Annotated in this window: 23 protein-coding genes; 18 read left to right on the top strand and 5 right to left on the bottom strand. The window is 62.8% G+C overall.

The features are described 5' to 3' along the window. Positions 1-19 precede the first annotated feature (19 nt). Positions 20-898, top strand: coding sequence for a glutathione S-transferase N-terminal domain-containing protein (locus AC2FNZ_RS01145; RefSeq protein WP_496839260.1), 879 nt, complete (start codon positions 20-22; stop codon positions 896-898). A gap of 64 nt (positions 899-962) precedes the next feature. Continuing rightward, complete coding sequence (locus AC2FNZ_RS01150; RefSeq protein ID WP_496839262.1) at positions 963-2,477, top strand: YifB family Mg chelatase-like AAA ATPase; 1,515 nt, start codon at positions 963-965, stop codon at positions 2,475-2,477. On the opposite strand, the gene gshB is transcribed toward AC2FNZ_RS01150, so the two are convergent. From gshB to rsmI, 3 genes are all read right to left on the bottom strand, one after another. Further along, a complete protein-coding gene (gshB, locus tag AC2FNZ_RS01155) occupies positions 2,474-3,406 on the bottom strand; it encodes a glutathione synthase (RefSeq protein WP_496839264.1) in 933 nt (310 codons plus the stop codon). The two genes, AC2FNZ_RS01150 and gshB, sit on opposite strands and share 4 nt — an antisense overlap. A 61-nt stretch (positions 3,407-3,467) precedes the next feature. Next, positions 3,468-3,839 carry a YraN family protein gene (locus tag AC2FNZ_RS01160; RefSeq protein ID WP_496839266.1) on the bottom strand — a complete coding sequence of 124 codons (372 nt, stop codon included), beginning with the start codon at positions 3,837-3,839 and terminating at the stop codon, positions 3,468-3,470. A 1-nt stretch (position 3,840) separates the two neighbouring features. After that, positions 3,841-4,698 (bottom strand): 16S rRNA (cytidine(1402)-2'-O)-methyltransferase, encoded by an 858-nt coding sequence (rsmI, locus tag AC2FNZ_RS01165; protein ID WP_496839268.1) that lies wholly within the window; start codon positions 4,696-4,698, stop codon positions 3,841-3,843. A gap of 88 nt (positions 4,699-4,786) precedes the next feature. On the opposite strand from rsmI, the gene AC2FNZ_RS01170 reads away from it, so the two are divergent. From AC2FNZ_RS01170 to murJ, 3 genes are read left to right on the top strand one after another with little or no spacing between them, the layout of a single operon-like run. After that, positions 4,787-5,947 (top strand): penicillin-binding protein activator, encoded by a 1,161-nt coding sequence (locus AC2FNZ_RS01170; protein ID WP_496839270.1) that lies wholly within the window; start codon positions 4,787-4,789, stop codon positions 5,945-5,947. Continuing rightward, positions 5,907-8,726, top strand: a complete 2,820-nt coding sequence (locus AC2FNZ_RS01175) for a [protein-PII] uridylyltransferase (protein ID WP_496839272.1) — start codon at positions 5,907-5,909, stop codon at positions 8,724-8,726. Before AC2FNZ_RS01170 ends, AC2FNZ_RS01175 begins: the two co-directional genes overlap by 41 nt. Further along, a complete protein-coding gene (gene murJ / locus AC2FNZ_RS01180; protein WP_496839273.1) occupies positions 8,723-10,264 on the top strand; it encodes a murein biosynthesis integral membrane protein MurJ in 1,542 nt (513 codons plus the stop codon). Before AC2FNZ_RS01175 ends, murJ begins: the two co-directional genes overlap by 4 nt. A 5-nt stretch (positions 10,265-10,269) precedes the next feature. On the opposite strand, the gene AC2FNZ_RS01185 is transcribed toward murJ, so the two are convergent. After that, on the bottom strand, positions 10,270-10,956 hold the full coding sequence (locus AC2FNZ_RS01185; RefSeq protein ID WP_170342144.1) for a rhomboid family intramembrane serine protease: 687 nt from the start codon (positions 10,954-10,956) through the stop codon (positions 10,270-10,272). Positions 10,957-11,042: 86 nt separating this feature from the next. Between AC2FNZ_RS01185 and trpS the strand changes: the two genes are divergently transcribed. After that, positions 11,043-12,071 carry a tryptophan--tRNA ligase gene (gene trpS / locus AC2FNZ_RS01190; protein ID WP_093963445.1) on the top strand — a complete coding sequence of 343 codons (1,029 nt, stop codon included), beginning with the start codon at positions 11,043-11,045 and terminating at the stop codon, positions 12,069-12,071. Positions 12,072-12,129: 58 nt separating this feature from the next. On the opposite strand, the gene AC2FNZ_RS01195 is transcribed toward trpS, so the two are convergent. Next, entirely contained in the window at positions 12,130-13,179 is a 1,050-nt protein-coding gene (locus tag AC2FNZ_RS01195; protein ID WP_496839274.1) for a Glu/Leu/Phe/Val family dehydrogenase, read from the bottom strand. Between the two features lie 129 nt (positions 13,180-13,308). Between AC2FNZ_RS01195 and AC2FNZ_RS01200 the strand changes: the two genes are divergently transcribed. The 12 genes from AC2FNZ_RS01200 (at position 13,309) to AC2FNZ_RS01255 (ending at position 23,316) form a co-directional block, all read left to right on the top strand. Further along, the gene (locus AC2FNZ_RS01200; protein ID WP_170589561.1) at positions 13,309-13,770 is read left to right on the top strand and encodes an Lrp/AsnC family transcriptional regulator; all 462 of its coding nucleotides are present in this window, start codon (positions 13,309-13,311) and stop codon (positions 13,768-13,770) included. 58 nt (positions 13,771-13,828) lie between these two features. Further along, complete coding sequence (locus AC2FNZ_RS01205) at positions 13,829-14,692, top strand: branched-chain amino acid aminotransferase (RefSeq protein ID WP_496839275.1); 864 nt, start codon at positions 13,829-13,831, stop codon at positions 14,690-14,692. Between the two features lie 75 nt (positions 14,693-14,767). Further along, positions 14,768-15,223 (top strand): universal stress protein, encoded by a 456-nt coding sequence (locus tag AC2FNZ_RS01210; protein WP_170342153.1) that lies wholly within the window; start codon positions 14,768-14,770, stop codon positions 15,221-15,223. Next, the gene (locus AC2FNZ_RS01215; protein ID WP_496839277.1) at positions 15,223-15,816 is read left to right on the top strand and encodes a 2-hydroxychromene-2-carboxylate isomerase; all 594 of its coding nucleotides are present in this window, start codon (positions 15,223-15,225) and stop codon (positions 15,814-15,816) included. Before AC2FNZ_RS01210 ends, AC2FNZ_RS01215 begins: the two co-directional genes overlap by 1 nt. Before the next feature lie 68 nt (positions 15,817-15,884). Continuing rightward, positions 15,885-16,448 (top strand): NifU family protein, encoded by a 564-nt coding sequence (locus AC2FNZ_RS01220; protein ID WP_093963451.1) that lies wholly within the window; start codon positions 15,885-15,887, stop codon positions 16,446-16,448. After that, positions 16,438-17,028 (top strand): tRNA (adenosine(37)-N6)-threonylcarbamoyltransferase complex dimerization subunit type 1 TsaB, encoded by a 591-nt coding sequence (gene tsaB / locus AC2FNZ_RS01225; RefSeq protein WP_496839278.1) that lies wholly within the window; start codon positions 16,438-16,440, stop codon positions 17,026-17,028. Before AC2FNZ_RS01220 ends, tsaB begins: the two co-directional genes overlap by 11 nt. Further along, positions 17,025-17,438, top strand: coding sequence for a ribosomal protein S18-alanine N-acetyltransferase (rimI, locus tag AC2FNZ_RS01230; RefSeq protein WP_093963453.1), 414 nt, complete (start codon positions 17,025-17,027; stop codon positions 17,436-17,438). Before tsaB ends, rimI begins: the two co-directional genes overlap by 4 nt. Positions 17,439-17,597: 159 nt before the next feature. Continuing rightward, positions 17,598-18,596 carry a BMP family lipoprotein gene (locus AC2FNZ_RS01235; protein ID WP_093963454.1) on the top strand — a complete coding sequence of 333 codons (999 nt, stop codon included), beginning with the start codon at positions 17,598-17,600 and terminating at the stop codon, positions 18,594-18,596. A gap of 112 nt (positions 18,597-18,708) precedes the next feature. Further along, entirely contained in the window at positions 18,709-20,238 is a 1,530-nt protein-coding gene (locus AC2FNZ_RS01240; RefSeq protein ID WP_093963455.1) for an ABC transporter ATP-binding protein, read from the top strand. Position 20,239: 1 nt separating this feature from the next. After that, entirely contained in the window at positions 20,240-21,334 is a 1,095-nt protein-coding gene (locus tag AC2FNZ_RS01245) for an ABC transporter permease (RefSeq protein WP_093963456.1), read from the top strand. After that, complete coding sequence (locus AC2FNZ_RS01250) at positions 21,334-22,302, top strand: ABC transporter permease (protein ID WP_093963457.1); 969 nt, start codon at positions 21,334-21,336, stop codon at positions 22,300-22,302. Before AC2FNZ_RS01245 ends, AC2FNZ_RS01250 begins: the two co-directional genes overlap by 1 nt. Positions 22,303-22,392: 90 nt before the next feature. Further along, on the top strand, positions 22,393-23,316 hold the full coding sequence (locus AC2FNZ_RS01255; RefSeq protein WP_496839280.1) for a sulfite exporter TauE/SafE family protein: 924 nt from the start codon (positions 22,393-22,395) through the stop codon (positions 23,314-23,316). Positions 23,317-23,398: the final 82 nt, after the last annotated feature.

Genomic DNA, 23,398 nt, shown 5'->3' on the forward strand with positions numbered 1-23,398 from the left:
GGTCGACCATCCTCGGGCCATGACATATGACCTTTTCATCGGGGACCGCCTGTTTTCAAGCTGGTCCATGCGCGGCTGGCTGATGCTGGAAAAATCCGGCCTGCCCCACACGACCCACATGATCGGCCTGTATTCGGGCACGATGGCCCGGGATATGCAGCCGCTGGCCCCGGCCCGTCTGGTCCCTGCGCTGCGCCTGCCCGACGGCACGGTGGTCGGCGAAAGCCTCGCCATGGCCGAGACGCTCGCCGAACGCCACCCCGATGCCGGGCTGTGGCCGCAAGACGCTGCCGCCCGCGCAACCGCCCGTTGGCTGTGTGCCGAGATGGTCGCCGGGTTCCACGCGCTGCGGTCGGCCTGCCCCATGCAACTCAAACACCGCTGGAAAGCGTTCGAGCCGACCAACGAAACCCGCGCCGATCTGACCCGGATCGAGACCCTGTGGGCGCATGCGCGCAAGATCTCGGGCACGACGTCCGGCCCGTTGTTTGGCAGCTATTCGCTGGCCGACGTGTTCTATACGCCGGTCGCGGCCCGGATCATCGGCTACGGTCTGCCCGTGTCCGAGCAGAACCACGACTACTGCATGGAATTGTTGTCGGACCCGGCGGTTCGACAATGGCGCGCGATGGGTCTGACGGTCGACTACGACTCGTTCCCCTATGACCAGCCGCTCGACGCCGAGCCATGGCCGATCGGCGGGGCCTCGACAGCCCGCGCAGTTGAGGCGGGGCCTTCGGTCAATGACCTCTGCCCCTATTCCGGCAAGCCGGTGACCGCTTTTCTGGAGTTGGATGGCAAACGATGGGGCTTCTGCAACACCTTCTGCCGCGACAAAACCGTGGCCGACCCCGGAGCGTGGCCGAAATTCACGCAAATGATCCGGCAAGCGGTGTGATCGTTAACCATTCTTAAACCGGCGCCATGGCAGCAAGGCCCTGTTAACCACGAACAGGATCGCCATGGTCGCCCGCGCTCATACCGTTGCCTTTCAGGGGGTCGAGGCCCGCCCGGTCGAGGTGCAATGCGCCGTCTCCCCCGGGCTGCCCGCCTTTTCAATCGTCGGTCTGCCGGACAAGGCCGTGTCCGAGGCCCGCGAACGCGTGCGCAGCGCGCTTAGCGCAATGGCCATCGCGCTGCCCTCCAAACGCATCACGATCAACCTGTCGCCCGCTGACCTGCCCAAGGAAGGCAGCCATTTCGACCTGCCGATCGCGCTGGCCCTGCTCTGTGCCATCGACATCCTGCCCGCCGACGCCGCAGAAGGCACCATGGCTCTGGGCGAGCTTTCGCTGGACGGCTCATTGGTACCCGTGGCCGGCGCCCTGCCCGCCGCGATGACCGCCGCGGCCGAGGGCCGCACGCTGCTGTGCCCGCGCGCGTCAGGTGCCGAGGCGGCCTGGGTCGACGCGACCCAGGTGATCGGGGCCGCGTCCCTGGCCGACGTCGTGCGCCATTTTACCGGCCAGTCGGCCCTGCCGGTCGCCCAGCCCGGCGAGGTCAGGTTGGAACCCTCGACCCGCGACCTGCGCGACGTCAAAGGGCAGGAACGGGCAAAACGCGCACTGGAAATCGCAGCGGCCGGCCGTCACCACATGATCATGATCGGCACGCCGGGATCGGGCAAATCCATGCTCGCCGCCCGCTTGCCCGGCATTCTGCCGCCGCTGACGCCCACCGAAGCGCTCGAGACCTCGATGATCCAATCGCTGTGCGGCATGCTGGACGAAGGCGGCATCAGCCGGACCCGCCCGTTCCGCGAACCGCATCATACGGCGTCGATGGCGGCGATCGTGGGCGGCGGAAAAGGCGCGAAACCCGGCGAGATTTCCCTGGCCCACAACGGCGTCCTGTTCATGGACGAATTCCCCGAATTTCCACGCACGGTTCTGGAAACCCTGCGCCAGCCCATCGAGACCGGCGAAGTCATGGTCGCCCGCGCCAACGCCCATGTGAAATACCCCTGCCGGTTCATGCTGGTGGCGGCGGCGAACCCGTGCAAATGCGGATATCTCAGCGATCCGTCACGCGCCTGCTCGCGCGCACCCGTCTGCGGCGAGGACTATCTGGGCCGCATCTCGGGGCCGCTGATGGACCGGTTCGACCTGCGGATCGAGGTGCCGCCCGTGGGCTTTACCGACCTTGACCTGCCGCCATCCGGAGACAGCTCGGCCACCGTCGCCGCGCGGGTGCAGCAGGCGCGCGTTGTTCAGGCCCGGCGTTTTCAGGACACGCCCGGCATTCGCCAGAATGCCGATATCGAAGGCAATCTGCTGGAAGAGGTCGCCGCACCAGACGCCGAGGGCAAGGACCTGCTGGTCAAGGCGGCCGAGCGGTTCGGCCTGTCGGCGCGGGCCTACCACCGCATTCTGCGCGTGGCCCGCACCATTGCCGATCTCGAGGGCGCGCCCGATGTGCGCCGCCCCCATGTGGCCGAGGCGCTGAGCTACAGGATCAGCGCCCGGGTTGCGGCTTAGACCTTGGCCTCGATCGCTTGCCAGATCTTTTCGGCGATATTTGTGCCGTTGAACCGCTCCAATTCCTGGATTCCGGTGGGCGACGTCACGTTGATTTCGGTCAGATAGTCTCCGATCACGTCGATACCCACGAAGATCTGGCCCTTTTCCCTCAAGAGCGGTCCGATGGCCGCGCAGATTTCAAGATCGCGGTCGGTCAGGCCGATCTTTTCGGGACGGCCGCCCACATGCATGTTCGACCGGGTCTCACCCTCGGCCGGAACGCGGTTGATCGCGCCGACCGGCTCACCGTCGACCAGGATCACCCGCTTGTCGCCGTTGCGCACATCCGGCAGGAATTTCTGAACGATCAGCGGCTCTCGCGAGAAACCGGTGAATAACTCGTGCAACGAGGTCAGGTTGCGGTCATCGGCATCCAGTCGGAACACGCCAGCCCCTCCATTGCCATAGAGCGGCTTGAGGATGATGTCGCCATGCTTTTCCTTGAACGCCTTGATGGTCCGCAGATCGCGGGCGATCGTGGTGGGCGGTGTCAGGTCGGGAAAATCCAGAACCAGCAGTTTTTCCGGGTAGTTGCGCACCCAGAACGGATCATTCACCACCAGAGCCTGCCCACGCAACCGATCCAGCAGATGGGTTGAGGTGATGTAATGCATGTCGAACGGCGGGTCCTGACGCAGCCAGACGACATCGAAATCCGCCAGATCAACCTCGCGCTCAGGCCCCAGAACCGCCGGCTGCTCCGCAACCCGTTGCACCGTCATGTCGTGACCGCGGGCGGTGATGCGCCCCTCTTGATAGGCCAGTTGATCAGGTCCGTAGTAAAACAGCTGGTGCCCACGGGCTTGGGCTTCTTCGGCCAGCCGGAACGAGCTGTCGGCATTGATGTCCACGGCCCCGATCGGGTCCATCTGAAAGGCGATTTTCATGGCGTGTCCCTCGTAGTCACGCCAGATACATGGCCCAGCGGGGACGGGTGTTCAATGGCGATCAGTCCTGCCCAAAGGCGTTTTCGACGATTTGCACTGCGCCTGTTGCATCCACCAGCGCCGCATCGAACCGGACATTGGTCAGCTGCCCGCCCGGTTCCTGCGCCAAATACTGCGCCGCCGAGGCGCATATCCGGTCGATCTGCCGTTTGCTGATCCGCGCGGCGGCGCTGTCAAAGCTTTGGCTTTTCTTGACCTCGACGAACACAAGGCCCTGCGCATCCCGAACGATCAGGTCGATCTCACCCCCTGCGCCGCGCCAGCGCCTTTGACAGACCTTGAACCCTCGGCTTTCGTAATCGGCAGCGACGCTGTGCTCGGCCGCCTGCCCGGCGTGATAGGAAACCGAGCCTTGGACCGACCGTCGCGCCATGTCATCCCTTTCCCATCTTCAGGGCCTTCTGATAAATCGGCCGTCGCGGCAGGTCATACATCCTGGACACCAGATCCGCCGCATCCCGCACCGAGTGCGTTTCCAGAGCCTGTCGCAACGCTTCTTCTACATCTGAATCGTTAACGGCTTGTGAATGGGCACGGTCCACCAGAAAGACGATCTCGCCCTTCACAGTGGCATCTCGATACTGTTCGGACAGCTCTGCCAGGCTACCCCGCCGGACTTCCTCGAACTTCTTGGTCAGTTCCCGGCACATGGCCGCCTGCCGATCACCGCCCAGAACCTGCGCCAGGTCCGCCAGGCACGCCGCCAGGCGTTTGGGGGATTCGTAAAACACAAGTGTCCCCGGAATGTCCCGCAGCGCCTCGATCCGCGACCGGCGCGCGCCGGCCGCATTCGGTAGGAACCCTGCAAAGAAGAAGGCATCGGTCGGCAACCCGGCAAGCGTCAGGGCGGTCAGCGCCGCCGAGGGTCCCGGCGCGCAGGTCACGGTGAATCCGGCCTCGGCCGCCTGTTTGCCCAGGTCGTATCCCGGATCGGCGATCAGGGGCATGCCGGCCTCGGACGCGTAGGCCACGGACTTGCCCTTTGACAGTTCGGCAATCAGTTTTTCACGCGCAGCCGTGCCGCTGTGGTCGTGATAGGCCAGGATGCGCCGCCCTTCGAGGGGTACACCGTGAATCTCCATCAGTCTGCGCAGGCTGCGTGTATCTTCCGCCGCAATCACATCCGCCGAGGCCAGAACGTCCAGCGCCCTGAGCGTAATGTCGCGCGCCGTTCCGATCGGAGTGGCAACAAAATACAGCCCCCCAGCCAATCTTACCTTTTGGAAATTCAAAGCTGGACCCTCGCAGCGTGACGTTTATTATCGCGGCGTGATAGAACAGCAGCGTTCTTTGCCGCCGGATCAGGGAGTTTTCATTTAGATGTTTACCGTTTGCAAGCCCGTTCGCAAACTGGCGAAAATCGCCATCGGCCTGACCGCGGCGGCATTTTTGGCCGCCTGCGAACCCGGCGCCACCGGGCGCGGACCGTCGATAGATACGTCAGAGCCGATCCCCGTAGCCCTGCTGGTGCCCAAATCGGGCGACGCCGCGTTGGCGCAAAGCCTTGAGAACGCTGCCCGGCTGGCCATGGCCGATCTGAACAACGTCAAGATCGATCTTCGCGTCTATGACACTGCCGGCAATCCGAACACGGCAGCCGCAGTTGCGCAGCAGGCCGTTGCCGACGGCGCAAAGGTCATTCTGGGGCCGGTCTACGCGCAGGCTGCAAATGCTGCGGGCCTTGCGGTTCTGAGCAAGAACGTGAACGTTCTGTCCTTCTCGAACAATACAAGCATTGCCGGCGGAAACGTGTTTGTCCTTGGCCCGACCTTCGACAACACGGCCAACCGGCTTGTCAGCTACGCCGGCAAACAGGGAAAGAAAAGCACAGTCATCGTGCACAGCAATGATGCGGCAGGCCAATTGGGCCAGGCGGCAATCTCGAACGCACTTGGCAACAGCCGTGTGGCGAATGCGGGTGTGGTCGGTTTTGATCGATCTCAGCAGGGTGTGATCGACGCCATCCCCGCAATCAAGGCAACTGTGGATTCGACGGGGGCGGATTCGCTCTTTTTGACCGCCACAACCGCCGGTGCGCTGCCGCTCTTCAGCCAGTTGCTGCCCGAGGCCGGTGTCCCACCGGCAACCGTGCAATATATTGGCCTGACCCGCTGGGACATTCCGGCCCAGACGCTGGAACTACCGGGCGTGCAAGGCGGGTGGTTTGCCTTGCCCGACCCTGCCAAGGCCCAGGCCTATCGCGTGCGCTACAACGCGACCTATGGCGAGGCACCGCATCCGATCAGCGGCCTGGCCTATGACGGCATCGCCGCCATCGGCGCTCTGGCCAGCCAAGGCAAGTCCAATGCCCTTTCCGCCGCGGCCCTGACCCAGAATGCCGGGTTCCAGGGTGTTGGCGGAATTTTCCGTCTGCGCCCGAACGGTACGAATGAACGAGGTCTGGCCGTGGCCACGATCCAGAACAAACAGGTAGTTGTGATTGACCCTGCCCCGCAAAGCTTCTCTGGCGCCGGTTTCTGATCAGCTTGTGACGATCCCCGCGCCGGCTGGCGCATTGATCTGCGAAGCCAGCGAAATCTTCGATGGCGAAAAGGTCAACGCGCTGCTGTCGAAGGCCTTGAAAGACATTCCGGAGACGGCCGCAGCCCGAAACGAGGCCGTCCGGATTCTGCGGGATGCTCAGAAATCCGGGCGTCAGGCCATCGAGGAGGCGTTCACCGCCCGGCCCTTCGACGCCCGGCCGTTAACGCGGTCCTACACCTATCTGACCGATGGGCTGGTCTGCGCCGCGATGACTGTGGCCGGACAGCATCTGCATCCATTGGCCAACCCGACCCAGGGCGAGAAGATGGCGGTTTTGGCGGTGGGCGGCTATGGGCGCGGCGAGATGGCGCCGTTTTCGGATGTCGATCTGCTGTTTCTGACTCCCTACAAGATCACAGCCTGGGCCGAGAGCGTGATCGAGTCGATGCTGTACATTCTCTGGGATCTGCGGCTGAAAGTCGGGCATTCCTCGCGCACGATCCGTGATTGCCTGCGTCTGGGAGACGAGGATTTCACGATCCGGACAGCGATGCTGGAACAGCGCTATCTGGCCGGTGATCGGGACCTGGCCGATGAGCTGGAAAACCGGCTGAAATCCGAGCTGTTCAAAGGAACCGAACGCGAGTTCATCGAAGCCAAACTGCATGAACGCGACGAACGCCACCATAAGCAGGGCGAGCGTTACATGGTCGAACCGAACGTGAAAGAGGGCAAGGGCGGCCTTCGCGACCTGCAGTCGCTGTATTGGATCGCCAAATACATCTACGGCGTTCACGACGTGGCTGAACTTGTCCCGCTGGGGCTTTTCACCCAGGACGAATTCAACACGTTCGTGCAGGCCGAAGACTTCCTTTGGGCCGTACGTTCGCATCTTCATCTGGTGACACGGCGCGCAACCGAACAGCTGACCTTTGATCTGCAGGTCGAGGTGGCCGACCGCATGGGATACGAAGACCGAGCAGGCCGCCGGGCCGTCGAAATCTTCATGCAGCGCTATTTCCGAGAAGCCACTCAAGTGGGCGAGCTGACACGGATCTTCCTGACCAAGCTTGAAGCGGCACATATGAAAAACGCGCCGTTGCTGGAACGCATCTTCAGCCGCAAGCCACGGGTCAAGGCGGGCTATAAGGTTGTTCATGGCCGGCTGGATGTGGCCGACCCCAAAAGCTTTCTGTGCGACAAGCTGAATCTACTGCGTCTGTTCGAGGAAGGCCTGCGCACGGGCATGCTGATCCATCCCGATGCAATGCGACTGGTCACGGCCAACCTGCACCTGATCGATGACGAAATGCGCAACGACAAAGAGGCGAGGCGCATCTTTCTGGATCTGATGCTGAAACACGGCAATCCCGAACGCGCGCTGCGCCGCATGAACGAGTTGGGCGTTCTGTCGGCCTTCATCCCCGAGTTCGAGCCCATCGTGGCGATGATGCAGTTCAACATGTACCACAGCTACACGGTGGACGAGCACACGATCCAGTGCATCATCAACCTGGCGCAGATCGAACGGGGCGAACTTGTCGAAGCGCTGCCGCTGGCTTCGTCGATCCTCGAGGGCGGAGTGAACCGGCGTGTGCTTTACGTCGCTTTGCTGTTGCACGACATCGCCAAGGGCCGCCCCGAGGATCACTCGATACTGGGGGCCAAGATCGCACGGACGGTCGCGCCTCGGCTGGGGCTGAACAAGAAAGAGTGCGAAACCGTCGAATGGCTGGTGCGCTATCACCTGCTGATGTCGGACATGGCACAGAAGCGCGACATCTCGGACCCACGCACGGTGCGCGACTTTGCCAAGGCGGTTCAGACCGTCAAACGGCTGGATCTGCTGACTGTCCTGACAGTCTGCGACATCCGCGGCGTTGGGCCGAACACCTGGAACAACTGGAAGGCCACCCTGCTACGGGCCTTGCACGCGGAAACCAAGCGCGCGCTGGAAACCGGCATGGAGGACCTCAACCGTGCCAATCGTGGCGCCGAGGCCAAGAAAGCGCTGCGTGACGCGTTGTCTGCCTGGTCCAAGGCCGATCTCAAGACGGAAACCGGGCGGCACTATGATCCGTATTGGCAGGGGCTTAACCTCTCGACCCATGTCGAATTCGCTGAGATGTTGCGCGCACTGGAAGCCGACGGTGACCCCGGCGCGATGGAGATCCGCCTGCAACCAGACGAGGATCGCGACGCCACCCGCGCCTGCTTCGCGATGGCCGACCACCCAGGTATCTTTGCCCGAATCGCCGGCGCGCTGGCGCTCGTGGGCGCAAACGTGGTCGATGCCCGCAGCTATACCACCAAGGACGGCTACGTGACTGACGCGTTCTGGATCCAGGACGCTGACGGCCACCCGTTCGAACTGTCGCGTCTGCCGCGCCTGACCCAGATGATCCACCGCACCCTCAAGGGCGAAGTGGTGGCCCGCGAGGCGCTCAGGTCCCGCGACAAGATCAAGAAGCGGGAAAAGGCGTTCAACGTCCCGACGCACATCACCTTCGACAATGAAGGGTCCGAGATCTACACGATCATCGAAGTCGACACCCGCGACCGGCCGGGCCTGCTCTATGATCTGGCCCGGACCCTTGCCGCCGCCAATGTCTATATCGCCAATGCCGTGATCGCGACCTATGGCGAGCAGGTGGTGGATACGTTCTACGTCAAGGACATGTTCGGGCTCAAATACCACTCGGAGGCCAAGCAGAGAACGCTGGAAGCCAAGCTGCGCACCGCGATCACCGAAGGCGCCGAGCGGGCGGCCTCATGAAGCAGATCCGCCTGTTCTCGGGCCTGTTCACTGTCGGGTTCTGGACCCTTGCCAGCCGTATTCTGGGCTTTCTGCGGGAAATTCTGCTGACAGCCTATATCGGGCCGGGGCCGGTCATGGATGCTTTTGTCGCAGCCTTCCGCCTGCCCAACATGTTCCGCCGGTTCTTCGCCGAGGGCGCTTTCAATGCGGCCTTCGTTCCGATGTTCTCGAAACGGCTGGAGGGCGGCGAAGACGCGCAAGGGTTTGCGCAGGATGCGTTCAACCTGCTGGCGGCGGCCGTTCTGGCGCTGGTCGGGCTGGCCATGGTGTTCATGCCGGGTCTGGTCTGGCTGACGGCCGAGGGGTTTTATGGCGACGAACGTTTCGATCTGGCGGTCGGGTACGGGTATGTCGTCTTTCCCTACATCCTGTTCATGTCCTTGGCCGCGCTGTTTTCCGGGGTTCTCAATGCCACGGGGCGCTTTGCCGCCGCTGCTGCGGCACCGGTCCTGCTGAACATCTTCGCCTGCACGGCACTGATCGTAGGCGCGGCAACCGGGGGCGAGGTCATCCGTTGGCTCATCGCAGTTATACCCATTGCCGGGGTTGCTCAACTGGCGCTGGTTTGGGTCGCCACCGAACGCGCCGGAATTCGCATCCGGTTCGGCCGGCCGAAGCTCAGCCCTGAAATGCGCAACATGGTTCGGATCGCGGTACCGGCGGCACTTGCCATGGGTGTGACGCAGGTCAATCTCGTTGTCGGGCAGCTGGTCGCGTCAAAGACCGAAAAGGCCATCAGCTGGCTCTTTGCCGCCGACCGGCTGTATCAGCTGCCGCTGGGCGTGGTCGGCATCGCCGTTGGCATCGTGCTGTTGCCCGACCTGTCGCGCCGCCTGCGCGCGGGGGACGGCGATGGCGCGCGCAACGCCTTTTCCCGCGCCGGAGAGTTCACCCTGTTGCTGACCATTCCGGCCACCGTGGCCTTCGTTCTCATCCCGGTGCCGCTGGTCTCGGTCCTGTTCGAGCGTGGACAGTTCACACCCGAAGACACGGTTGCCACCGCGTTGGCCGTGGCGGTCTATGGCATTGGCCTGCCGGCTTTCATGCTGCAAAAGCTGCTGCAACCGCTGTTCTTCGCCCGCGAGGATACCCGCGCGCCCTTCCGGTATGCCATGGTGGCGATGGTCATCAACGCCGTTCTGGCCTTTGGGCTGTACCCAATCGTCGGCTGGATCGCCCCGGCCATCGCGGCCTCAGCCGCCGGGTGGGGCATGGTGGCGCTGTTGGCACTGGGCGCCCGGCGCATGGGCGACGAAGCCCGTTTCGACGACCGATTCAAGCGCCGAGCGCCCAGGATATTGGCCGCTTCAATTGGAATGGGCGTGGTGCTGATCGCGGCGATGCAGCTGTTCGGTTGGACGTTCGAGGTTCCGGGCTGGCGCTATCTGGCCTTGCTGGGCCTGATCGTGGTCGCCGCGGTATCTTACTTCCTTCTGGGCCACCTGCTGGGCGCATTCCGCCTGTCCGAGTTCCGGTCCGCCCTGCGAAGGTCCTGACCACCTCAGTCCCGCCGGATACGCCCCACCAGACGCGCCCATCCGCCCGGCGCCACGAAAAACGACAGCCCGAACCCGGTCGCGAACCCACCCAGATCGGCCACCCAATCCGAGGTGCCGCCGAAGATCAGCCCGAACAGCAGTTGGATGCCCATCAGCACCGCGATCAACTGGAACGCCCGCGCCTGGTTCTCTCCGACCAGCGACAGCCTTCGCCATAACAGCCAGGTGAACGCGCCGATCAGGCCGTAGACCGGCGGGAAGCCCCCGACCAGCGGATAGCGCGGGTCCAGCAGCACCGCATAGGCCAACGCCCCGCCCACGCCGGACAGCACAAAGATCACCAGCATCGCAAAACCGCCAAAAACCTCGCCCACCATCTTGCCCATCGCCAAAACGAAGACGCAGACAAAAAGCGCCTGGGTAAAGCTGCCTGACACGAAGGGGTAGGTGAAAAACCGGATCACATGCTCGACCGGCCAACGTCCGTTCATCACCATCCAGTCGAAGATGTCCGCCGAGAAGGAATAGCGCTGGATCGCCTCCAGCCGCCAGCCCACCGCGCCCGGTCCGCCGACCAGGCCGCGCGTGCCGAGGGTGAAGGCAAGTTCGATCCCCATGATGAACAAGACCAGCGCCACCACCACGGGTGGCAGGGGGTTCACGGGGGGTGTGTAATGCTCGCTGCTCATTGGGCGGGCCTTTCGCGGCTGTTGACGTCCCTTTGCCTCATGGGTAAGCGACGGAGGCTTATTTTTCCAGACGGGAGTTCCCTTCCATGACCGAGACCAAGTTCACGCCGCGCGTGTTTTCCGGCATCCAGCCCTCGGGAAACCTGCATCTTGGCAACTACCTTGGTGCGCTCAAGCGTTTTGTGGATATGCAAGGGCCGGAGATGGAGACCGTGTACTGCATGGTCGATCTTCACGCGATCACCGTCTGGCAGGACCCCAAGGAACTGGCGCATTCCACGCGCGAGCTGTGCGCAGGTTTCATCGCCGCCGGCATCGACCCGGAACAGTCGATCCTGTTCAACCAGTCCCAGGTGCCCGAGCACGCGCAACTGGCCTGGATCTTCAACTGTGTCGCGCGCATGGGCTGGATGCAGCGCATGACCCAGTGGAAGGACAAGGCGGGCAAGAACCAGCAGAACGCCTCGCTGGGCCTGTTCGCCTATCCCTCGCTGATGGCCGCCGACATTCTGGTCTATCACGCGACCCATGTCCCGGTGGGCGACGACCAGAAACAGCATCTTGAGCTGACCCGCGACATCGCCATCAAGTTCAACCACGACTATGGCGTCGATTTCTTCCCGATTACCGAGCCGGTGATCGAGGGCGCGGCGACGCGCGTGATGAGCCTGCGCGACGGGGCCAAGAAAATGTCCAAGTCGGATCCGTCCGACATGAGCCGGATCAACATGACCGACGATGCCGACACCATCGCCAAGAAGATCCGCAAGGCAAAGACCGACCCTGATGCCCTGCCCTCGGAGGTGGACGGGCTGGAAGGCCGCCCCGAGGCGCGCAACCTGGTCAACATCTATGCCGCGCTCAGCGATCAGACGGTCGAGCAGGTTCTGGCCGAGGTCGGTGGCAAGCAGTTCGGTGAATTCAAGCCGATGCTGGCCGATCTGGCGGTTGCAAGGCTGTCGCCGATCTCGACCGAGATGGCGCGGCTGATGGGCGATCAGGCCGAGATCGATAGGATCCTGGACCGTGGCGCGGAACGGGCACGGGAGATCGCGGCTCCGATCCTCAGCCGCACCTACGAGATCGTGGGGATGGTGGGCGCCGGCCGCGCCTGAGACCCAGACAGAAACTGCAGCGCCGCCCCTTATCCGGGGCGGCGTTTTTCGTTGCAGGTCAGGCGGCCTGCGGGTGCAGTTTTTCCTCGACGATGGATTCGGCCACCGCATGGGGGCTGACGCCATCGACCTTGGCGCGGGTCAGGATGCGGTCCATCGTCCGCTCCAGCGCTTCGAGCCGCTGACCGACCCAGGCTTCGCGGTCCTTGATCTTCAGGATCTCGGTCGCGACGTTCACGATCCCGCCGCCATTGGCCACGAAATCCGGGGCGTAGATGATGCCGCGGTCATGCAGGCGCTGCGCGTCGGCATCGGTCGCCAGCTGGTTGTTGGCTCCACCGGCCACCGCGCCGACCTTCAGCAACGGAATGCTGGTTTCGTTCAGAATGCCGCCGATCGCGCAGGGCGCGAAAATATCCGCCTCGGCCGCATAGATCGCATCGGGCGCGACGGTCTGCGCCGCGAACCGGTCCGCCAGCCGGGCGGTCTGGCCCGTATCGATGTCGGTGATCACCAGTTTCGCCCCTGCGTCATTCAGCAGCGCGCACAGATGTTCGCCCACATGACCCAGCCCCTGCACCGAGACGGTCTTGCCGCTCAGGTCCGCGGACCCGAACCGATGCCGCGCAGTCACGCGGATGGCGTTGAAGATCCCGCGGGCGGTGATGGGCGACGGGTCGCCGCTGGCGAAGGGGCCATCGGGCAGACCGGCGACATATTCGGTTTCGGTGCCGATCTGGGCCATGTCGGCCGGGGTCATGCCCATGTCCTCGGCAGTCCAGTATTGGCCGCCAAGGCTTTGGACCACGCGCCCGAAGGCCTGCAGCAACCGGGGCGTCTTGTCCGCGGTCGGGTCGCCGATGATGACGGCCTTGCCCCCGCCCAGCGGCAGATCGGCCGCGGCGTTCTTGTAGGTCATGCCCCGCGACAGGCGCAGCGCATCGTCCAGCGCCTCGGACGGGTGGCCATAGGTGCGCATCCGCACGCCACCCGCTGCAGGCCCCAATTGCGTGGAGTGGATCGCCACAAAGCCCGAAAGCCCGCTGGCGGCGTCTTTGAATTCGACCACACGCTCGTGATCTGGCGCGTCAATCGTGGTTATTTCCATTTTTCTCCTCCGGAATGACAGATCGAGTCTGCCACATCCGACCGAGCGATTTTCGCCAATACGTGCTGGCCAACACATTGCTCTTGGCGATAATAATAATCCGAGCCGACAATTTTAGGGATTTTCCCCATGGATCAGATCGACCGCAAGATCGTGCGCGCGCTGCAGCAGGACGGGCGCATGACCGTTCTGGACCTGGCCGAAAAGGTGGGCCTTTCGCCCACACCCTGCGCGCGACGCCTGGACCGCCTGCGCCGCGACGGGGTGATCACCGGATACTCGGCTCAGGTCGACCCCGAGAAGCTGGGCTTTGGCGTCACGATTTTCGTGTCTGTCGAACTTGAGAAACAGGATCGCAACGCCATCGACGCCTTCGAACGCGCCATCCTGCGATGCGATGAGGTGATGGAGTGTTACCTAATGACCGGCTCGCGCGACATCCTGCTGCGTGTCGTGGCGCGTGACCTGACCGCCTTTGACGCGTTTCTGGAAAACCGGCTGATGCAGATTCCCGGCATCCGCAACCTGCGCTCCAACTTCGCCCTGCGCGCAATGGTCAAGCGCGACGTGTTGCCTATGGCGACGGGATAATCTGCTGGACCTCAGGCGCGCGCGCTCCTACGGTTCGGCGGAATTGACGGAGGGCAAAATGGCAGTCGGCAAGAATATCCGCACTTATTTCGATGGCACATGGCACGATGGCGATGCCCCGATCATGCGGGCTGCGGACCACGGGGCCTGGTTGGGTTCGTCAGTGTTTGACGGAGCCCGCCGATTTGATGGCATGACCCCGGATCTGGCCGCGCATTGCGACCGGGTGAACCGCTCGGCCGAGGCGCTGATGCTCACTCCGACCGTGACCACCGAACAGATGGTCGAACTGATCCGCGAAGGTCTTGAAGCTTACCCGACCGAGGCCGCCGTCTACATTCGCCCGATGTACTGGGGGATCGACGGAGACGCGACGGCGATCGTGCCGCAGGGTGACAGCACAGGCTTTGCCATCTGCCTCGAAGAAATCCCGATGGCGCCCGAGGCGGCCTCGGTCACGCTGACGACCACCCGCTTCCGCCGCCCGGTTCTGGAAAGCGCGGTAGTCAACGCCAAGGCCGGGTGTCTGTACCCCAACAACGCCCGAATGCTGGCGGAAGCACGATCCAAGGGGTTCTCAAACGCATTGGTGACCGATGCCATGGGCAACGTGGCAGAAACCGCAACGGCCAACATCTTCATGGCCAAGGATGGCGAGGTGTTTACTCCGGCACCGAACGGCACCTTCCTTGCAGGCATCACCCGTGCGCGGCACATCGACAATCTGCGGCGCGACGGTGTGACGGTTCACGAAACTGTTCTGACCTTCGACGATTTTCACGACGCGGACGAAGTGTTCATGTCCGGCAACATGAACAAGGTCACGCCCGTGACCGCACTGGACGACACCCAATATCAGATTGGCCCTATCACGCGCCGCACGCGCGCGCTCTACTGGGACTGGGCGGCCAGCAACCAATAAGCGAAGGCCCGTCGCGGCCCGAGTTGCCAGACACCGAATGCTCGGGCATGATCCCGAAAACCGAAGAGGACATTCATGCGCAAGTTCCTTGTAGTTCTTGACGATAGCCGCGAGTGCCTGAACGCCATGCGTTTCGCCGCAATGCGTGCTGCGCATACGGGCGGGGGGGTGACCATCCTCTCGGTCATTCCTCCGGACGAGTTCAACCACTGGATCGGCGTGGCCGAAGTGATGCGGGAAGAAGCCCGCGAGCGTATCCATGCGCATTTCGAGGTATTTGCCAAATGGATGCGCGACAAGCAGGGGATCGAGCCGGAACTGGCGATCCGCGAGGGTGAACCCGTTCCGCAGATCATCGAGCATGTCCGCTCGGATCCCGAGATCGGCGTCCTTGTTCTGGGTGCGGGTACCGACAAGAAGGGCCCGGGTCCACTGGTCACTCAGTTGACGCGGAATTCCGGCAGCTTGCCGATTCCGATCACCATCGTTCCGGGCGACCTGAGCAAGGAGAAGCTCGAAGAGATCACCTGATGCCCGCCACCCTGCACTTCTGGTTCGATTTCGCCTCGACCTATTCCTACCTCAGCGCCATGCGGGTCGAACGGGACGCGGCAGCCTGCGGCGTGCAGGTGGACTGGCAGCCATTCCTTCTGGGTCCCATTTTTGCCGAGCAGGGGTGGAAAACCTCGCCGTTCAACATCTATCCGACCAAGGGGCGGTACATGTGGCGCGACATGGAACGGCTGTGCCGGCAGCGTGACCTGCCCCTGACCCGACCTGCCGAGTTTCCGCAGAACGGCCTGAAGGCCGCACGCCTTGCGCTCGCCATCCCTCAGGGTGAAGCGCGCGCTGCGTTTTCCCGCGCCGTTTTCGCCGCGCAGTTTGGCCAAGGCCTGAACATTTCCGAAGAGCCTGTTCTTCGCAGCGCCCTGTCCGCCGCCGGCCTCCCCGAGGACATGATCGACCGGACCGCGGACGCTGACATCAAGAGTTCTCTGTTTGAACAGGTTGCCCGCGCCAAATCGCTGGGGATCTTCGGCGCCCCCAGTTTTGTCGTGGATGAGGAGCTTTATTGGGGCGATGACCGGCTGGACATGGCAATCCGACAGGCCGCAGCTATTTAGAACCGTTCCAAATCTTGACTTCCCGGCCACTGACGCGCATATCAGAGCCAACTGATACGGAGCGCGCCATGTTCATCCAGACCGAATCCACGCCCAACCCGGCCACGCTGAAATTCCTGCCCGGTCAGACCGTGCTCGAGGCCGGTACAGCGGATTTCCCGACTGCCGAAGCCGCGCAGAACTCGCCGCTGGCGCAGCGCATCTTTGCGGTCAGCGGTGTGACCGGAGTTTTCTTCGGCAATGACTTCGTGACCGTCACCAAAGACGACGGCGTGCAGTGGGACCACATCAAACCCGCCATCCTGGGCGCCGTGATGGAGCACTACCAGTCCGGCCAGCCGGTGATGGGGGCCGGGGTGGAAACCGCGTCCGGCCATGCTGAACATTCGGGTGAGGACTCGGAAATCGTCAACCAGATCAAGGAATTGCTGGACAGCCGCGTGCGCCCCGCCGTGGCGCAGGACGGCGGTGACATCACCTTCCACGGCTTTGACCGCGGCGTCGTCTACCTGCATATGCAAGGCGCCTGCGCTGGGTGCCCGTCCTCAACGCTGACCCTGAAGATGGGAATCGAGAACCTGCTCCGCCATTACATCCCCGAGGTGACCGAGGTTCGCCCTGTTGCCGTCTGATCAAACAATTCTGGCATTTGACACATCGGCCGCGCATTGCGCGGCCGCTTTGCTGCGCGGGCCAGACATCGTCTTGAGCCGCGCCGAAACCTTGACCCGAGGCCAGGCAGAACGCCTGATGCCTCTGCTTCAGGACATACTGGCAGAAGGCGGGGTTTCTTGGGCGGATATCGACGCGATCGGTGTCGGGACGGGTCCGGGCAATTTCACAGGAATTCGCATCTCGGTCTCTGCCGCCCGAGGGCTGGCGCTTGGATTGAACAAGCCGGCAATCGGCGTTTCGGGCCTTGAAGCCTTGGCGGCCTTGGCGCCCAAAGGGCGGATCCCTGCCATTCCCGCCCCCCGCGACCAAGTTTATGTGCAAGCGCCCGACGGGACGCCGCAACTGATGACGCAGGGACAGGCAGAATCACTTGGCGCCCTGTTTTTGTGCGACGATGCGGATGCAGTCGTCCGGGCCATCGCCCGGATTGCTTCTGGACGTGTTGACCTTGTGTCAGACTCCCCTGCCCCCCTGTACGTTCGCCCCGCGGATGCCGCCCCGTCGCGCGATACGCCGCCGCCTTTGCTGGACCCATGACCCCACAGGAAATGGCCGAGACCCACGGCGCGGCTTTCACCCAGTCCCGCCCATGGACCGCTGATGAATTTGCTGAGCTTCTTACCAACCGCTTCATCCATGTCGTTGGAAACAAAACAGCATTTGCCTTGATCCAGGTCATCGGCGACGAGGCCGAGCTGCTGACCATCGCGACGCACCCCGATCACCAGCGGCAGGGTCTGGGCCGCGTCTGCATGCAGGCATGGCACGACAGGGCTCGCGATCTGGGTGCGCGCCGGGCGTTTCTTGAGGTGGCATCGGACAACGCGGCCGCCATTGCACTCTACCAAAGTTGCGGCTATGCGCGCTGCGGTCTTCGGCCGGGATATTACCGACGCGGCAAGGCTGACAAAGTAGATGCAATCTTGATGGAGCGCGCGCTACCCTGACGAAAGCCGGGCATTTCTGAGACCAAATGGTCAAAAAGCGGTTGACCATGGCTGTTTCAGACGGCCTTAATTGCCGCTATCACAGCAGTTCTGCTCGCTCTGAGCGGGGCTGGGCAAAAGCCCCTGCCCCGAAGCCATAAAAAACAACGGGAGTATATGATGACCCTGATGAAATCCTTGATGGGCGCGGCCGCCGCGTTCGCACTGACCGCAGGAGCGGCGCTGGCCGAACCAGCGATCATCTTCGATCTGGGCGGCAAGTTCGACAAATCGTTCAACGAAGCAGCCCATAACGGCGCCAAGCGCTGGGCCGACCAGACCGGCAAGTCTTATCGCGAAATCGAGCTGCAGTCGGAAGCGCAGCGCGAACAAGCCCTGCGTCGTTTCGCTGAAGCCGGTGCAAACCCGATCATCACCATGGGCTTTGCCATGGCTGATCCGCTGGCCGCCGTCGCACCTGACTATCCCGACACCAAGTTCGTCGCCGTCGACGTCAGCTGGCTGGACGCGCCGAACATCCGCCAGGTCTCGTTCGCCGAGCATGAAGGCTCGTACCTGGTCGGCATGATGGCCGCGATGGCATCCAAGTCGGGTACCGTCGGCTTCATCGGCGGCATGGACATTCCGCTGATCCGGCACTTTGGTTGCGGCTACGCCCAGGGCGCAAAGGCCGTAAACCCTGACATCAACGTCGTCGCCAACATGACCGGCACCACCCCGGCCGCATGGAACGACCCGGTGAAGGGCTCTGAGCTGACCAAAGCTCAGATCAGCCAAGGCGCTGACGTGATCTACGCCGCCGCAGGCGGTACCGGCGTCGGTGTTCTGCAGACCGCGGCCGACGAAGGCATCCTGTCGATCGGCGTGGACAGCAACCAGAACCACCTGCACCCGGGCAAGGTCCTGACCTCGATGCTCAAGCGCGTGGATGTGGCCGTTTATGACGCCATGAAAGCAGGCGAAGATGTCGAGACCGGCAAGTTCACCATGGGGCTGGCACAGGACGGTGTCGGCGTTGCCATGGATGAAAACAACGCCTCGCTGGTAAGCGACGAGATGAAGGCCGCCGTCGAAAAGGCGCGCCGCGACATCATCGACGGCAATGTCACCGTCGTCAGCTACTACGAGAACGACAGCTGCCCGGCACTGCAGTTCTGATATCGCGCGGGGCGGGGGAAACCTCCCGTCCCGCATCCACTCATGCCGCTGTTTCGCCACGACCGAATGATTGCGAAATCAGCGCAGCTTCTACGGCAATCGAGGACAAGACATGACAGTCCCCGCCATCGAGCTCAAAGGGATTTCCAAAGCCTTTGGGCCAGTTCAAGCGAACAAGGACATCTCGATCAGCGTCGCCCCCGGCACGATCCACGGGATCATCGGTGAAAACGGTGCGGGCAAGTCCACGCTGATGAGCATTCTGTACGGCTTCTACAAGGCCGACAAAGGTGAAATCTGGATCAACGGCAAAAAGACCGACATCCCCGACAGCCAGGCCGCGATCGCCGCGGGTATCGGCATGGTCTTTCAGCATTTCAAGCTGGTCGAGAATTTCACCGTTCTGGAAAACATCGTTCTGGGCGCCGAAGATGGCGGGCTGCTGGCCCCCTCGCTGGCCAAGGCCCGGAAAGAGCTGAAAGAGCTCGAGGAAGAATACGAGCTGTTCGTGGACCCCGACAAGCGCATCGACGAGATCGGCGTGGGCATGCAACAGCGGGTAGAAATCCTAAAGGCGCTGTACCGCAAGGCGGAGATTCTGATTCTGGACGAACCTACCGGGGTGCTGACCCCGGCCGAGGCCGACCAGCTGTTCCGCATCCTCGACCGGCTGCGCGCCGAAGGGAAGACCATCATCCTGATCACCCACAAGCTGCGCGAGATCATGGAAGCCACCGACACAGTGTCGGTGATGCGCCGCGGACAGATGACCGCCACGGTCAAGACCGCCGAGACCAACCCCGAGGAACTGGCCGAGCTGATGGTCGGGCGCAAGGTTCTGCTGCGCGTCGACAAGGTGCCGGCCAAACCCGGCAAGCCGATTCTGGAAATCGAGAACCTGCGGGTGACGGATTCGGCGGGCGTCGAGCGCGTCAAAGGCATCGACCTGACTGTCCGCGCGGGCGAGATCGTGGGCATCGCGGGCGTCGCGGGCAACGGGCAGTCCGAGCTGCTCGAAGTGTTGGGCGGCATGCGCCCGGGATCAGGCGTGATCAAACTGAATGGTACGCCTCTGGCGCTCAGCGGACCCGAGGCGGACGGTCAGGCCCGGCGCGCCCAAGGCATCGCCCATGTGCCCGAGGACCGGCAACGCGAAGGTCTGATCATGGACTTCCACGCCTGGGAAAACGTGGCCTTCGGCTATCACCGAGACCCCGCCTATCAGCGCGGGATTTTCATGAACAACGCCGCCCTGCGCGCCGACACAGAACGCAAAATCGAGAAATTCGACGTGCGTCCGCCTAATGGCTGGCTGTCGGCCAAGAACTTTTCGGGTGGAAACCAGCAGAAGATCGTGGTTGCACGCGAAATCGAGCGAAACCCCGATTTGCTGCTGGTGGGCCAGCCGACCCGCGGCGTGGACATCGGCGCGATCGAGTTCATTCACAAGCAGATCGTCGCCCTGCGCGATCAGGGCAAGGCGATCCTGCTGGTCTCGGTCGAACTGGAAGAGATCTTCTCACTGTCCGACCGGATCGCGGTGATGTTCGACGGACATATCATGGGCGAGCGCTTGCCCCATGAAACGGATGAAAAAGAACTGGGCCTGTTGATGGCCGGTGTTGCGGGGGAGGCCGCGTAACATGGATAAGATGCCCAAATGGGCCGACGTCATTCTGATCCCGCTCATCAGTCTGATCCTGGCCGCAATCCTGTCGACACTGGTCATTCTGGCCATTGGCGAAAACCCGGTCGAGGCGGTGAACCTGATGGTCACCGGCGCGCTGGGGTCGACCTATGGCTGGGGTTATACCCTGTATTATGCCACCAACTTCATGTTCACCGGTCTGGCGGTTGCAGTGGCCTTCCACGCACGTCTGTTCAACATCGGCGGCGAAGGTCAGGCCATGTTGGGCGGACTGGGCGTAGCCATGGTGTGCCTCTATGTGCCGTGGCCGCATTGGAGCATCGCTCTGCTGGCTGCGATGGCCGCCGGCATGCTGTTCGGCGCGGCTTGGGCTGCGATACCGGCCTATCTGCAGGCCAAGCGCGGCAGCCATATCGTGATCACCACGATCATGTTCAACTTCATCGCTGCGGCGCTGCTGAACTACATGCTGGTCAACGTGATGCGACCGGCCGGCTCGCAGGACCCGGCGACCGCCCGCTTTGCCGAGGCGGTACATCTGCCCACCCTGCACGAGATGCTGGCCCCGATCGGGATCAACTTCTCCAAGGCGGCTCCGGCCAACATCTCGCTGATCATCGCGGTCATCGCCTGCATCGTAGTCTGGGCGCTGATCTGGCGCACTCGCCTGGGCTATGAAATTCGGGCTTATGGGCATTCGGAAACCGGTGCGGTCTATGCCGGTATCTCACCGGTGCGCATCACCATCGTGGCGATGCTGATTTCGGGCGCTCTGGCGGGCCTGATGGCAATCAACAACGTCATGGGTGAGGCCGAGCGGCTGGTTCTGAACTCGACCGAGGGCGCGGGCTTCATCGGCATCGCGGTGGCCCTGATGGGCCGCTCGCACCCGTTCGGCGTATTCCTCGCGGCCATCCTGTTTGGCTTCCTCTATCAGGGGGGCGCTGAACTGGCCCTGTGGACCTCGATCCCGCGCGAACTGATCGTGGTGATCCAGGCACTGGTGATCCTTTTCACCGGGGCGCTGGACAACATGGTCCGCATGCCGCTTGAAAAGCTGTTCCTGGCCCTGCGGAAGGAGACGAACTGATGGAGTTGTTCCTGACGATCGTCCAGGTTCTGGACTCGACCATTCGCCTGGCCACACCGCTGCTGCTGGCCTGCCTGGCCGGCTTGTATTCGGAACGCGCTGGCATTTTCGACATCGGCCTGGAAGGCAAGATGCTGATGGCCGCATTCTTTTCGGCCGCCGTTGCCGCGGTCACCGGGTCGGTATGGCTGGGCCTGCTGGCCGGCATCGCATCGTCCTTGGCGCTGTCTGGCCTGCACGGGCTTGCCTCGATCACGTTCCGGGGCAACCAGCTGATTTCCGGTGTCGCCATCAACTTTCTGGCTGCCGGCATGACCGTGCTGGTGGCGCAGGACTGGTTCCAGCAAGGCGGCCGCACGCCGTCGCTGTTCGGAGGCGGCCGGTTCGAGCCAATCAACTTCCCCTTCGCCGAGGCACTGAGCGGTGTGCCGATCATCGGCCCCATCTATGCCGAGCTGCTCTCAGGCCACTCGATTCTTGTCTACGTGGCGTTCCTGATGGTGCCCGCCACCTGGTGGGTGCTGTTCCGCACCCGCTTTGGCCTGCGCCTGCGCGCCGTGGGTGAAAACCCGGCGGCAGTAGACACCGCGGGCGTCTCGGTGGTGGGGCTTCGCTACGCGGCCGTCGCCATCTGTGGCGTGCTGTGTGGCATCGCCGGGGCCTATTTGGCTACCGCGTTGCAGGCAGGGTTCGTCAAAGACATGACGGCTGGTCGGGGCTTTATCGCACTAGCCGCACTGATCTTTGCCAAGTGGCGGCCGTGGCACGCCATGTGGGCGTGTTTGCTGTTCGGGCTGCTGCAGGCGGTTGCTTTGCGGTTCCAGAATATCGACCTGGGCGGCATCATAATCCCCGTTCAGGTCATGGACGCGCTGCCCTATATCCTGACCGTGGTGATCCTGGCGGGTTTCGTCGGCAAAGCGGTCCCGCCAAGGGCCGGTGGCGAGCCTTATGTGAAAGAGCGCTGATAAGGCCAGTTCAGGACTGCTTTTCAGTCCTGTTTGCTGCAAAGCGGCATGCAGAGTTGATTTTGCATGCCGCAAGCGCTCTAAGAGGGTATGCACGTCTACCTTCCCATAGCCGAAGTATCCGTTAGCCCGTTTGTCCTGCTGGCGATTGGTGTTTCTGTGGGCGTTCTGTCCGGCATGTTCGGAGTGGGAGGCGGTTTTCTGATCACGCCACTGCTGTTTCTGATCGGTATTCCGCCGGCGGTCGCCGTGGCAACATCGGCCAACCAGGTCGTGGCATCCTCATTTTCGGGGCTGATGGCACATCTCAAGCGCAGGACCGTAGACCTGAAGATGGGATCGGTTCTGCTGGGTGGCGGCCTGCTGGGCGCGACGCTGGGGATGCTCGTCTTCAACTATCTCAAGCATTTGGGGCAGGTCGATCTGGCGGTCCAGCTGTGTTACGTCGTGTTTCTTGGCCTCATCGGCACCTTGATGTTCGTTGAGAGCCTGCGTGCAATCCGCCGGTCACGGGCAGCGGGCGGCACCCCACCGACCGCACGTCGCCAACGCACCTGGGTTCATGCACTGCCGTTCAAAATGCGGTTCCGCGAATCAAACCTGTACATCTCGGTCATTCCACCCATCCTGGTCGGCTTTGGCGTCGGAATCCTGTCGGCCATCATGGGCGTTGGCGGCGGGTTCATCATGGTTCCGGCAATGATCTATATCCTGGGAATGCCAACAAAGGTGGTGATCGGAACCTCGCTGTTTCAGATCATTTTCGTGGCCGGGTTCACGACGATGATACACGCTTCGACCAACTACAGCGTGGATATCGTGCTGGCCTTGTTCCTGTTGATCGGGGGTGTCGTTGGGGCCCAGTTCGGCAGCATGGTCGGCGCCCGGTTGAAGGCTGAGCAGCTGCGGGTTTTGCTGGCGGTACTGGTCATGATCGTGGCCGGAAAAGTCGGGCTGGAACTGATCTTGGCTCCGACGGAATTCTATTCGCTATCTGAATTGGCGGGGGTTTGACCGTGACCAGTTTTTCCCTAGAAACCGCCGTGTACTCGCCAGTGCATTCCCTCGCCCAACGCAGCGCACCCACCTTTGATCG

It is taken from the genome of Ruegeria sp. SAZA006 (assembly GCF_059613465.1).

Excerpts from the sequence above, each read along its gene's own strand:
- AC2FNZ_RS01145 (WP_496839260.1), top strand. The coding sequence starts at position 20 with ATGACATATGACCTTTTCATCGGGGACCGCCTGTTTTCAAGCTGGTCC.
- AC2FNZ_RS01160 (WP_496839266.1), bottom strand. The coding sequence starts at position 3,839 with ATGGCGCGACGGTCGGTCCAAGGCTCGGTTTCCTATCACGCCGGGCAG.
- trpS (WP_093963445.1), top strand. The coding sequence starts at position 11,043 with ATGACCGAGACCAAGTTCACGCCGCGCGTGTTTTCCGGCATCCAGCCC.
- AC2FNZ_RS01220 (WP_093963451.1), top strand. The coding sequence starts at position 15,885 with ATGTTCATCCAGACCGAATCCACGCCCAACCCGGCCACGCTGAAATTC.
- AC2FNZ_RS01245 (WP_093963456.1), top strand. The coding sequence starts at position 20,240 with ATGGATAAGATGCCCAAATGGGCCGACGTCATTCTGATCCCGCTCATC.
- AC2FNZ_RS01185 (WP_170342144.1), bottom strand. The coding sequence starts at position 10,956 with ATGAGCAGCGAGCATTACACACCCCCCGTGAACCCCCTGCCACCCGTG.
- murJ (WP_496839273.1), top strand. The coding sequence starts at position 8,723 with ATGAAGCAGATCCGCCTGTTCTCGGGCCTGTTCACTGTCGGGTTCTGG.
- rimI (WP_093963453.1), top strand. The coding sequence starts at position 17,025 with ATGACCCCACAGGAAATGGCCGAGACCCACGGCGCGGCTTTCACCCAG.
- AC2FNZ_RS01170 (WP_496839270.1), top strand. The coding sequence starts at position 4,787 with ATGTTTACCGTTTGCAAGCCCGTTCGCAAACTGGCGAAAATCGCCATC.
- AC2FNZ_RS01240 (WP_093963455.1), top strand. The coding sequence starts at position 18,709 with ATGACAGTCCCCGCCATCGAGCTCAAAGGGATTTCCAAAGCCTTTGGG.
- AC2FNZ_RS01150 (WP_496839262.1), top strand. The coding sequence starts at position 963 with ATGGTCGCCCGCGCTCATACCGTTGCCTTTCAGGGGGTCGAGGCCCGC.
- AC2FNZ_RS01200 (WP_170589561.1), top strand. The coding sequence starts at position 13,309 with ATGGATCAGATCGACCGCAAGATCGTGCGCGCGCTGCAGCAGGACGGG.
- AC2FNZ_RS01255 (WP_496839280.1), top strand. The coding sequence starts at position 22,393 with ATGCACGTCTACCTTCCCATAGCCGAAGTATCCGTTAGCCCGTTTGTC.
- AC2FNZ_RS01215 (WP_496839277.1), top strand. The coding sequence starts at position 15,223 with ATGCCCGCCACCCTGCACTTCTGGTTCGATTTCGCCTCGACCTATTCC.
- AC2FNZ_RS01250 (WP_093963457.1), top strand. The coding sequence starts at position 21,334 with ATGGAGTTGTTCCTGACGATCGTCCAGGTTCTGGACTCGACCATTCGC.
- AC2FNZ_RS01210 (WP_170342153.1), top strand. The coding sequence starts at position 14,768 with ATGCGCAAGTTCCTTGTAGTTCTTGACGATAGCCGCGAGTGCCTGAAC.
- AC2FNZ_RS01205 (WP_496839275.1), top strand. The coding sequence starts at position 13,829 with ATGGCAGTCGGCAAGAATATCCGCACTTATTTCGATGGCACATGGCAC.
- AC2FNZ_RS01195 (WP_496839274.1), bottom strand. The coding sequence starts at position 13,179 with ATGGAAATAACCACGATTGACGCGCCAGATCACGAGCGTGTGGTCGAA.
- gshB (WP_496839264.1), bottom strand. The coding sequence starts at position 3,406 with ATGAAAATCGCCTTTCAGATGGACCCGATCGGGGCCGTGGACATCAAT.
- AC2FNZ_RS01235 (WP_093963454.1), top strand. The coding sequence starts at position 17,598 with ATGACCCTGATGAAATCCTTGATGGGCGCGGCCGCCGCGTTCGCACTG.